Source organism: Bacillus sp. ATD (assembly GCF_050585765.1).
GTDB lineage: Bacteria > Bacillota > Bacilli > Bacillales > Bacillaceae > Bacillus > Bacillus stercoris.
Genome location: NZ_JBOBQH010000018.1, coordinates 1 through 13,135, shown reverse-complemented (window position 1 = coordinate 13,135; position 13,135 = coordinate 1). Strand labels below are relative to the sequence as shown.

General features: G+C 44.7%; 3 protein-coding genes. All 3 read right to left on the bottom strand.

The window, feature by feature from the left end; genetic code table 11:
* Positions 1-1,551: condensation domain-containing protein (locus tag ACQXR1_RS22010; protein ID WP_430772868.1), on the bottom strand; the 1,551-nt coding region annotated here is incomplete at its 3' end.
* A gap of 18 nt (positions 1,552-1,569) precedes the next feature.
* Positions 1,570-9,246 carry an amino acid adenylation domain-containing protein gene (locus ACQXR1_RS22005; protein ID WP_430772867.1) on the bottom strand — a complete coding sequence of 2,559 codons (7,677 nt, stop codon included), beginning with the start codon at positions 9,244-9,246 and terminating at the stop codon, positions 1,570-1,572.
* Positions 9,247-9,270: 24 nt separating this feature from the next.
* A partial coding sequence (locus ACQXR1_RS22000) for an amino acid adenylation domain-containing protein (RefSeq protein WP_430772866.1) occupies positions 9,271-13,135 on the bottom strand: 3,865 nt, incomplete at its 5' end.

Below are 13,135 nucleotides of genomic sequence, written 5' to 3'. Positions count from 1 at the left end.
TACGATGCTTTCCTTTGAGACGCCGCGTGCCGCAAGGCGGGCGGCCAGCCGGCTGGCATACATATCAAGCTCAGCATACGTCAGCGAACCGCCTGAAAATCGAATGGCTGTCCGCTCCGGTGTGAAAGCCGCCTGTCGTTCAAACAGACCGTGCAGAGTTGGGGCTTCAGGCGAAACAGATACTGACCTGTTGTTTTGAGAAACGATTTTCTGTGTTTTGTTCTCATCAAGCAATGTCATCTTTGACACAGGAAGAGATGGATCAGAGGTGACGTCAGAGACCATGTGCAGCAAATAATCTTCTATTTCGGACATCATGCTTGGTTGATAAGCGCCGGTCTGAAAATGAATCCGAACGTACAAGGTACGGCCTGGGATCACTTTGACACTGCATTTATAATTGGTCACCTCTTCCATTTCAAAATCTTTGACGGAGAAATCAAATGACCCCGCTTGATTCAGTTTTTCGATCTCTTGCTGGGTAGGTGTATTTTCAAAGACGATAATATGATCGATCAACTCTTGCTTTAGAGCACTCTGCGCCTGAATATCATACAAGGGGAAGTAACTATAGGCTTCTGCCTCATTCATGTCCTTTTGCATTCTCCTGACTAGGTCAGAAAAAGACAGAGAATCACTTTGGGCTCGAATAGGAATGGTATTGATAAAAAGCCCGACCATGTTTTCCACATCTTTTAGATCAGAAGGTCTGCCTGATATAACTGAACCGAACACAGCATCGCTGCTGCGATTGACCTTTTGAAGCATAATCCCCCATAAAGCTTGGAAAACAGTGTTTAGTGTCGCACCAGAAGCTGCTGCGATTTTCTGTAATTCGGCGGTTTCTTTTTCGGGAATGGTAAACGTGATTTGCTGTAATGTCCCATTCGGAATTTGATCTGTTCTTTTCGGCAGAGGTGTAGATTTTTCGAAATGCTGAAGCCGCTTTTTCCAGTACTCAGCTGCTTCTTCACGATCTTGCTGCATCAGCCATTTAATATACGTCCCGTACGGCTGTACGGGAGGCAAATCAGGAAGCTGGCCTTTACCCAGCGCTTGATAAATGTGAAGAAAATCTTTAATGACAATGCCTAAACACCAGCCATCCATTAAAATATGATGGTGGCTCCAAATACAGACATAACGATCAGGCGCCCATTTTAAAATAGATATTCTCATTAGTACATCCGTTTGCAGATCGAATCCCCTGGATTTATCCTGCTCTTTGAATGCCTCTGTACAATGTTCTTTATCTTTTTCATTGAGATGAGAAATATCTTCAAAATGAACATGGCAAGCACGTTTCTTGAGCACGACCTGACGAGGCTTGGCTACATTTTTATAGATGAATGCTGTTCGAAAGATATCGTACCTGTCAAAAACAGCATCCATACTTTTCTGGAAACGCTCCAAGTCAAGCTGTCCATTGATCGTAAAAGAGGCCTGTTCAAAATAAGCTCTCGACTGTTCATCATACAATGAGTGAAAAAGCATCCCTTCCTGCATAAAAGACAAAGGGTATATATCCTGTATTTCGGGTTGCTGCGGCATCAGATGAATCTCCTCTCCCTATAGTTTGTTGACGGCTCCCATAATCTCGTTCAATTCATCAAGCGTTAAATCTTCATCAGTGAAATCCGATGCGCTCCATTCTCGGCTTTCTTTGCCCGTACAATGCTCAGTGATGTTTTCCAGTGTCTGTTTAAAATGCCCGGCAAATGTTTGGATTGTTTTTTCCTCAAATTGTAGCCTGTTATAGATGATGTGCAGGTTCAGGCATCCCGAAGAAATGGCACCGCTGATATCCAGTGCATAAGGCCGCTCCCAGTTCGGGCTGATCTCATTTCCTGGCTTGATGTCAGACACTTCAAAGGCTTTTGACTGAATATCCTGATCAAATTGACCTAAATAATTAAAGCTGATTTCCGGGCTGTTTTTTTCAGAGTCCCATTTTTTGCTGATATATTTCAGCACACCGTAGCCCACGCCTTTATGCGGTATACGATGCAGCATGTCTTTTGTCTGTTTAATGAGGTGGCCCAGCCGCTCATCGTTATTCTTATGTTCAGAATCGCTCATATCAAGCCACACAGGATAAATGGAGGTGAACCAGCCAACAGTTCTGCTAATATCAATGTCGTCAAGATAGGATTCTCTTCCGTGGCCCTCCATGCTGATTTTAAATTGGTTATTGCCCGTCCATTGCTGCAAAGCAAGTCCTAAAGCTGTCAGAAGAATATCATTCATCTCCGTGCTGTAAGCTTTATGCACAGCCGTTAACAGTAATTCTGTGTGATGGCGGGACAGCTCAAAATCAATCATTTCTGTATCTTTGAATGTGTTAGGTGCTGCGTCATTGTCTTTTGGAACAGGCTGAATGTGACGGTTCTCGCACTCATCCCAATACGCTGCTTCGCGCTGCACTTGACGGCTTTTTGAGTAGTCAGCTATTTTTTGTGAATACGTTAAATATGAGTCTGTTTTTTGCGGCAGTTGAATAGATTCTCCTGAGACTGCCTGTTTGTAAGCTGTTGAAAAATCCTCAAACAAAATGCGCCAAGAAACCGCATCAACGACTAAGTGATGAATCGTCAGAAACAAATGGTCACCATTCTCGGTTCTGAACAATCCAGCGTGAAGCAAGGGGCCGGTTTCCAAACGCATATGCTCCTGCATCTGGCTGGCTGCTTCCTTAATCCTGTTATGTGCGTCTGTTGCGTTATCCTTTACATCAAACAGTTCAAAAGCATATAGCTCCTCATCTGGCAGATCTATGCCTCTGTTTAGCTGAACCGGACTGCCATTTTCATACCGGCATATGATTCTCAGTGCGTCATGATGGGTTACCAGGCTTTTTAGCACCTTTTTGAGCGCAATCTCGTCAAATCGTTCAGACCGGTAGAGCATAACGGACTGGTTAAAATGATGGCTTTCCAGAGATTGCGAGAAAAACCATTGCTGGATAGGTGTCCAAGTGATCTCACCTTCGACCGGACCTTGGTCAATGACGCGTACGGCTTTTTGGACACGAGCGGACAGTTCACCAAGAGTCTGATGTTCAAACATCTCACGTACTGTCGTTTCATATCCGCGCTGCTTCAGTCTGGCACAAACCTGCAGCGCTTTAATAGAATCTCCGCCCAGTTCAAAGAAATTGGCGTTTACGCCCAGCTCATCTACATCAAGAAGCTCCTCCCAAATTTCAGCCATCACCTTTTCAATCTCATCTCTTGGGCTGATATCATCAGCAGTATAAGTGTGTTTTTCAGGTTCCGGGAGAGCTTTCTGATCAAGCTTGCCATTAGCAGTTAGCGGGATGCTGTCAATCTGTATCAAGCGGGCGGGCAGCATAAAATCAGGCAGCATGGTTTTTAGAGAAATCCGGATGTCTGATATATTCGCAATTTGTTGATCTTTTATCACCATGTAAGCATATATAGCTGTTTGCCCTTGCTCGTCTGCTCTGGTAATGACAGCTGCCTCCTTAATCATTGGAAGCTGGAGAAGAGCCGCTTGGATTTCACCCAACTCGATGCGATGCCCTCTGACTTTAACCTGATCATCAATGCGTCCTAAGTATTCCAGCTCGCCATTTGACAGGCGTTTAGCAAGATCTCCCGTGCGATATAATCTGTCTCCCGGAAGGTATGGATTGGGTACAAAACGGTCAGCGGTTAACTCATCTCTGTTTAGATATCCCCGTGCCACACCTTCACCGCCTATATACAGCTCCCCTGGAACTCCGATAGGCAGCAGATTCATATGAGCGTCCATCACATAAGCCTGCAGAGTTGAAAGAGGCCGGCCGATATTGCTTTTATTTTTTGCAATATCTGCTGCGGACAATTTTTTGAACGTTACATGTACCGTCGTTTCTGTAATACCGTACATATTGATGAGATCGGTATGAGGATATTTTTCATTCCAGCTTTGAAGCATGCCTGGCTGTAAAGCTTCACCGCCAAAAATGACGTAGCGGATGGTTAATCGGTCCGAATGGTTTTGATCTTCATGCATCAGGCCGTAAAAAGCTGTTGGGGTCTGATTGAGTACAGTGACGCGTTCTTTTTTTAACAATAATCGGAATGCCTGGGGATCACGGGCTGTTTCCTTAGAGACCACGACTAGTGTGCTTCCGTTCAATAACGCACCAAACATTTCCCATACAGAGAAATCAAAACAATATGAATGAGAGAACGTCCAGATGTCTTCATGTCCAAATTCAAAAGGTTGGTTTTGATGCTTTAAGAGACTGATCACATTGCGGTGCTCGACAATGACGCCCTTTGGCTGGCCAGTCGTTCCGGATGTGTATATCACGTATGCAGGCTGATCTGTTAATATTTGAATGTTTAAATCAGCCGGAATTGAGTCGTTTTCGCCTTCATCGATATACAAAATATGTCCGTTGTAGCCTGCGGGCTTGTTTTGACTGCGCTCTGTCAGCAATATCTCTGTCCCGCTATCATTGAGCATAAAGCTAATACGTTCCTGAGGATATTCAGGATCAATCGGCAAGTAGGCCCCTCCAGCTTTTAAAATCGATAAAACACCAATGACCATATCAGATGACCGATCGAGCATCAGACCGACGATATCCCCAGCGCTGACTCCTCGTTTGATCAGCAGAGCAGCTGTCCGCTCGGCTTTTTCATTCAGCTCTCGATAGGTAAGCTGAGAGTCACCGCACACCACTGCGAGATGCTCGGGATGTTCAGCGGCTTTTTTTTCAAATAAGCTTACAATGTTTTCATTTCTTGGATAAGCTGCATACTGTCCCATTTTTTCAAGGAGCAAGTCACGCTCTTCAGAAGGAAGCAATTGCATATCAGAAATCCTCATCTCGGTATCCGCCGTTACACTTTTTATCAGCTCAATAAAATATGATGCCCACCGTGCAATGGTTTCTTCTTCAAAAAGAGCAGTGCTGTATTCAAAACGGCAGCGGATTCCGCCAGAATGCTCCTCAGCGTGCAAGGTCAAATCAAATTTAGATATATCGTGTTTAGGAGTGACAGACGAAATCGATAGACCCGGCACTTCGAACTGAAAATCATCACTGCTTTGAAGCACGAGCATCGCATCGAACAGCGGGTTGCGATTTACTTCTCTATGTGTATCGAGCTTATCTGCCAGCTTCTCAAAAGGATAATCCTGATGCTCATAAGCTGTCAGAGCCAGGTGGCGAATGTCCTGCAAATACGAGCTGAACGTTTTGCGGCCCTCGGGCTGGCAGCGAATTGCTAATGTATTGACGAACATCCCGATGACGCGCTCCAGATCGGCGTGCGGTCTTCCGGAAGCAGGTGAGCCGACAACAATATCCTCTTGTCTGCTGAGCTTAGATAACAAAATAGAATAGGAAGCCAGAAGAATCATATACAATGTTGTTCCCGTTTCTGCCATTACACGGTGCAGCTCATCAGCCGTGTCTTTATCAATGTTGACTTCGATTGTTCCGCCGCTGAAATCGGGGAGACGCGGTCTTGTTTGATCAAGCGGTAAATCTAATACAGGAAGACTCCCCCCTAGCTGATTGAGCCAATAGGCCTCCTGTTTTTTGTGTAATTCTTCAGGATACTTCTCTTGTTGCCAAACAGCAAAATCTTTATAATGCAGGCTTAATGCTGGAAGCTCTTTTCCACAATATAAGTCAGTAAATTCTTGGACTAAAGTGCTCATTGAGACACCGTCAGCGATAATATGATGCATATCAAGCAGCAAAAATCCTCGGTTATTGCCCATCGAAACGAGACATGCTCTAAAAAGCGGGCCGGACGATAAATCAAACGGTTTGATAAAGGACTCAATTGCAGACTCAAGCATTTGGTCTGATTCCATTTCAAGCTCTTTCAGATCAAAGTCCATCTCAGGATAAATGAGCTGTACGGCCTCTCCTTCATCAATCACAAAAACAGTCCGCAATGCTTCATGCCGAATCACAAGTTCTGTGAGAACGCTTCTCAGCCGCTGACGATCGAGGTATCCGCTTAATTCAAGTACAGCGGGCATGTTATAGCCAGTGCTGTCATCTGCCAGTTGATGAAGAGCATATATTCGCTTTTGTGAAAAAGACAGCGGATAGACATCTCTTTGATCCGCAGGTTCAATCCGTGTAAAAGCATGTTCTTTTAAGCTCATCAATTTGACAGCCATGCTTTCAATTGTCGGATTTGAAAAAACTTCACTGATTGGCAGCTCAATATTAAGCTTTTTATGTATTCTTGATACAAGTAAGGTCGCTTTTAAGGACTGTCCGCCTAACTGAAAGAAATCATCACGAATGCCGATTGGCTGTTTATTCAGCACATCTTCCCAAATACGTGCGAGATCAGCTTCGATTAAGGTTTGGGGCGCCATATATGTGAGGCTCGTATTTGTTTCAGGTTCAGGAAGTGCTGAGCGGTCAAGCTTTCCGCTGGATGTTAATGGCATTCGGCTGATGTTGATCATACTTGCTGGAATCATATAGGACGGCAATGTCCCAACAAGATGCCGATACAAATCTGGGAGACTGTTTCCCTTTTCCGGAACGATATAAGCAACAAGCTCTTTTTCCCCAGCAGAAACATCACGGGCCAGTACGGCTGCTTCCTTTACACCTGGTATCTGTCGAAGAACCGTTTCAACCTCTCCCAGTTCAATGCGGTAACCCCTAATTTTCACTTGATCATCAAAACGTCCAATATATTCAATCGTTCCATCCGGCAAAAAACGGCCTGCATCACCTGTTCGGTATACGCGCTCCCCTTCAAGGAATGGATCGTAGAATACTTTCTCTGTCAGCTCCGGCTGTTTGTAGTATCCTCTCGCAAGGCCCGCGCCGGAAATACACAGTTCGCCCGCCGCGCCGATCGGCTGCATCTGATTTCCGTACAAAACAAATACCTTCGTGTTTGCTATCGGGTGTCCGATCGTGATCCTCTCTTTTTCGTTCAGTTGACGCAATATTGTTGTTGCCACACTATTTTCGGTCGGACCGTATTCATTTGCCAATTCTGCAGAAGGACAAATCTTTTCGCTCATCTTAACTAGGTCAGGTGTGACCGCTTCACCAGCAAATGTCACAATACGAAGACTTTTTGCATCCTCAGCAGTCATCACTTCCAATAACACCCGGTACAGAGAAGGAACAATGATCATGTGATTGACCTTATAACGGGCTATTTTTCGCTTAAGGGCTAGCACATCCTTCGCTTCGTCATCCGTTGTCAGCAATACGCAAGCACCGGATAAAAGCGGGGTAAATAAGCTCGTTACACAGCCGTCAAACACGTATGAAAACAAATGGAGGGATATATCCTGTTCGGTCATGCCATACTCTTCCCGTCTCCATTGCAATGTATTGGCAATGCCTTGATGTTCAACAAGAACACCTTTAGGCCGCCCTGTCGTTCCCGACGTATAAATTAAGTAGGCAAGATCACCAGACGGCACATCTGGAGCTGCTGATTGATGGCTTTCTGTTTGTTCTATCGATATCATGTTTCCTTCATAGTGCGGAGGGATAAATGTCATAAGGTCTTCTTCTATCAGCATTTGAGCCGCTTGACTGTCCTTCAGCAAGAAAGAAAGACGTTCTGTCGGAACATTTGGATCAAGCGGCACATAAGCGCCCCCCGCTTTCCAAATCCCAAGTAAAGCTGCTGGCATTTCCATTGACCGCCTCATCATCACAGCGACGATATCTCCAGATCCAACCCCTTTTTCTATGAGAGCATGCGCAATCTGATTGGCCCTTCCGTTTAATTGGCGATAGGTCCAGCATTCGTCTCCCATTTTCAATGCAGCCGCTTCGGGTGTTTTGTAAGCTTGTTCCTCGAACAATTGGGATATCGTTTTGTTCACATAAGGACGCTCTGTTTCATTAAACAATCGGATAACCTGTTGTTCCTCCGGCGGCACGATATTGATGTCACTGACGGCAACATCGGGATGTGTCACAATGCATTCAAGCGCTTGCTTTAGATGGCCTTGTATCCGCAGCATCTCCTCACGTTCATAAACGGCTGCGTTGTAGCTGAATTTGATATAAAATGATTCTCCCGGAACGATCACAATATTAAAGTCGTAATTGGTTTGCTCAGACATTGAAATGTCACCCAGCTTCAGCGCATTTTCCTCATTCTCGCTCTCGATGCGTAATGCCTGATCAAGCTGTACAGGATAATTTTCAAAAACAAAAATATGATCGATCAAACCTTGTTTCAATGGACTATGGTTTTGAATGTCATAAAGCGGATAATATCCGTGCTGTTCAGATGATAAAAAATCCTCCTGCACAGATTTGGCCAGCGAAGAAAACGTCATGCCCTCAGCAGATCGAATTCGCACTGGGACCGTATTAATAAACAAGCCGACCATTGATTCAATCCCGTCAATCGCTGACGGACGTCCAGAAATAACGGAGCCAAAAACGACATCATCAGCGGCATTATATCGATGGAGAAGCACGCCCCAAATACTCATAAACAACGTGTTTAGTGTGACTCCCCATTTTTGGGCGGCCTCAGTCAGTTTCTCAACCATTTCCGGCGCTAAAGAAAAGCGAACCTGAGCGGCTTCGTAATCCCTATCCGCTGGGCGGCTCTTTATCCGGGGAATAGAAGCAGTATTCCCGTACTCCTTCAAATATCCGCTCCAATAAGTAGCAGTCTCTTCCTGATCTTGTTCTCCGAGCCATTCAATATAACGGCTGTACGGCACCGTCCTGCCAAGTTGTACAGGTGAGTTATTTTTGAGTGAATCATACATGCTAAAAAACTCTTTCAGAATAATGCCGAGACACCAGCCATCCATGATGATATGGTGATGTGTCCAGACACATGTATATTGGCTGTCGCCTCTATCAAAAAGGGAAAGGCGCATTAATGGATCTTTTTGTAAATCAAATCCTTTTTCCCGATCCTTGGTCATAAAAGCATCAATCAGCGTCTGCTGGTCTTGATCAGCCAGGCGAGAAATATCTTCTCTATATACTGTCAATTCACGGTTTGACAAGACTACCTGCTGCGGCCCTGTAAGATCTGGTACTTCTTTAATGAAAATTGTTCTGAAAATATCATACCTTGAGACAAGAAGGTTTAAGCTCTTTTGAAACGAGTCGATACATAGATTGCCTGTGATCGTAAACGAGGTCTGTTCGACATAGGCTTTTGAGCTGAAATCCATCAGTGAATGAAACAGCATTCCTTCTTGCATGTGCGATAACGGATAAATATCTTGAATTTGCGCCGATTGTGCCATCAATTCCACACACCTTTTCAAAAGTTAAAGATCTTTCACCAAATTTTCGATGCTAGATAATGCAGACAACGTTAATTCCTTATTGCTGAAATCACTCAGCGTTTTTTCGCGTGCTTTTTTCTGTGAACAATGCTCAATCGTCTCGATAAGATGCCTGTGAAAACGATCCATAAAGCACTCAATCGAGTGTTTGCTGAATACTTGGGTGTATACCGCTTTTACGTGAAGCCGTCCGTCTGTAATGAGAGCATTGATGTCCAGCTCATATTCTCGTTCTCTCTCACCCGCTATTTCGTAACGGGGCTGGTAATATGACAATTGAAACGTTTCAGCTTCCTTCTCTTCACTAAATTGGCCGAGATAATTAAAGCTGACCTCAGGCTCTTTATGACGCAGTTCTCCTATGTGTGTTAACAATCCGTAACCAGTTCCTTTGTTTGGGACTCTTCTCAGCATATCTTTTGTCATCTTAATTCGGTATGCGAGCGGATCCTCGAAAGGCTCGGGAATACCCATGTCTAGCAGAATAGGATAAATGGAAGTAAACCAACCAACTGTCCGTGAAATATCAATGTTTGGCACATGCCTTTCTCTACCGTGTCCCTCAGTGCTAATCAGGATTCGGTCATGCCCTGTCCATTCAGAAAGCGCCATTCCTAAAGCTGTAAGCAAAAGTTCGTTGACATCAGTGCCATAGGCTTGCTGAGTTTCAAACAGTAATTTTTCAGTCCAGTCCCCGGATAGCACAAACGCTTGTGCATCGCTGTTCATTTGGAGTCTGCCCGGCACATTTTCTATGTCCTTAGGAAGAAAAGCAGTGTGAGCGTCTAAAATCGTTTGCCAATACGTTTTTTCTGAAAGCAATTGTTTACTTTCAGCTATTTGGGCAAGACCATTGGCGTAGGACAAATAAGAATCGGTTTTTGGCGGCAATTGGATTTCTTGTTTTTCTAAAGCCTGCTGATATGCCGCCGCTAAATCCTCAAGCAGAATCCTCCAAGAAACACCATCCATCACTAGATGATGAAGCGAAATCAAAAGATGATCCCCTTCTGACGTTTTAAACAAACCTGCTTGCAGCAGAGGCCCTTGTTGTACATTCATTTTGCTTTGAATGACGGTTTCCTCAGCCGCTAGTTTTTCATCAAGGTGAGTCCTTTCCAGCGATGCTTTTGTCCAATCTGAAATATAAAGGCCAAATAGTTCATCATCCTTGTGATTGATTCCGCGATTAAACGGAATGACATGGCCGCTTTGGTCATGCTGGAAAATCATGCGAGTGGCATCATGATGCTCGGTTATTTTACGCAGCGCTAGACGAAGCGCGTTAGCATTGAATCCTTTGTCACTGAAAAGCATGACGGACTGGTTGTAATGATAGTAAAAAGCATGGTCCTGTCCGAAAAATCTTCTCTGAATCGGGGTGAGTTCAGCTTCACCTTCCGCAGGTCCCTGGTCCGCTTGAGATGCCAATGGTGTGATATGTCCGCATAGTTCCTGAATCGTTGAATAACGGAATAAGTCGCGTATAGTCATGCTCCAGCCTTCAGCTGCCAGACGTGCTGCCACTTGTAATGCTTTAATTGAGTCTCCGCCAAGCTCAAAAAAGGAATCGTGAATGCCGACTTGTGACATGCTCAGTACATCTTCCCATATATACGCCATCGTTTTTTGTATGTCGTTAACTGGTGCGGAATATGGACGCGATAACACATTATTTGGAGCCGGCAAGGCATTTCTGTCCAGCTTTCCGTTTAGGGTCAGCGGCATGTTTTCTAAAGGAATCAGATGTGCAGGAATCATATACGCTGGCAGCTCCTTTGTTAAAGCGGCACGGAGAGCATTCGTATTGACGTCTGAAGGCACAATATATGCTGCCAAACCTGCATGTCCATTCTTATCATGCTGAACGGCAACAGCAGCTTCTCTGACAAGCCCCGTTTGAAGCAAAACACTTTCAATTTCTTCTGTTTCAATTCTGTATCCATTTATCTTCACCTGATAATCCATTCGGCCAAGAAGCCGGATCGTTCCGTTCGGAAGGAAGCAGGCGCGATCGCCGGTTCTGTACAGCCTTTCTCCAGAGACAAATGGATTTTCTGTAAATTTCATTTTCGTTAAGTCAGGTTTATGATGATAGCCTTTCGCAATACCTGCCCCGCCGATGCACAGCTCGCCGGCAACACCGATCGGCTGAATTTGATCAGTCTGGCTGAGTACGTACATGCGTACATTCGGTAGAGGGCTGCCGATTGGTACGGTATCGCCCGTACACTCTTCACCCATACTTGTTTCATAAAAGCTCGAATCAATGGTTGCCTCTGTGACACCATAGCTATTGATGATGCGCATGCTTTGACCAAAGCGGTCTGACAATGTTTTGAAATCTTGAGCTTTCACCATGTCGGAACCAAGAATCAGTATGTCTAGGTCAGAAAGCTTGAGCTTGTTACGGTATATATACTCCATAAGCGGGATAATGAGAGCCGGTGTTGACTCCATTATCGTAATTCGCCGGGCGCTCATGATTCCATATAATTCAGCAGGTTCCAGCCTCTTTTCATCTGAACAAATGATTAGCGTCCCGCCGTTTGTCAATGATCTCGCCAAATCTCCTGAAAAGACATCGAATGAAAAGCTCGCGATTTGAAGCAGTCTGACAGGCTTCCGATCAAGCTCATAAATTTGACGCCAAGCAAGAGCAGCATGAGTAAAGTTCTGATGGGTGACAATCACACCTTTAGGCGCACCCGTCGTTCCTGACGTATAAATGATATATACCTCCTCTTCAGGAGCAGGAGATAAGTTAAGGTTGCAATTACTTTCTTCATAAGAGCTCTCATCGTCAAGGCAGATGTGATACATCTCAGATTCAGGCGAGTTCGAAATCAAATGCTCCAACTCTCTCTGTAAAAGAAGAATATCTGCCCCGCTATCACGAAGAATGTATTCAATACGAGCTTTTGGATAGTGTGAATCGATTGGGATATACACTCCGCCAGCTTTCATCACTGCCAGCACGCCAACAATTGCATCAATGGACCGCTTGGCTAAAACTGCCACAGTTGGCTTCGGACCTATTCTGTTTTGCAATGTTCGTGCCAGACAATTGGCTCTTTCATTTAGAAGCCGATAGCTAATCTCTGTTTCGTTATCAATAACAGCTATATGTTCTGGAATTTCTTCAGCTTTTGCTTCAAATATGCGATGAAAAGGAACATTACTTTGAGCAAATTCAACTTGAGTTTTGTTAAATGTAGTGAGAATTTTTTGTTTTTCTTTTTCACTAAGTATATTTATTTGTGAAAGCCTTGTTTCAGGATTAGAAATGACCGCATGCAGTAATTCGATAAAATGAGCTGCCCAGCGTTCAATCGTATCTTTCAGGAACACTTCTGTACTAAATTCCAATTCGCAGCATACGGCTTCATCTGTTTCGGTTGCTATTAACGTGATATCGAATAAAGAAATGTGATGTGCGAATGTGACAGGCCGGACTGTTATCTCTTCGAGATCCATCTCCTGCTTTTCCATATTTTGAAGGATAAACATCGCATCAAATACTGGATTCCGGCTCATATCCCTTGTCAATTCAAGCTTATCGACAAGCTCTTCGAACGGATAATCCTGATGCTCGTAGGCTTCCAATGCTGTCTCGCGCACTTCCTGCAAATACTGTACAAACGGCTTCCCGCCCTCCGGGCGTGCCCGAAGCGCCAGCGTGTTCACAAACATGCCGAGTATCGGCTCGAGATCCTTGTGCGGCCGGCCGGCAATTGGCGAGCCTACGATGATATCTTCCTGTCCGCTTAAGCGTGACAATAACGCTGTGTAGGCCGCAAGGAGCACCATGTACAGTGTGCTTCCATTCTCCCGTGCCAGCTTGTGG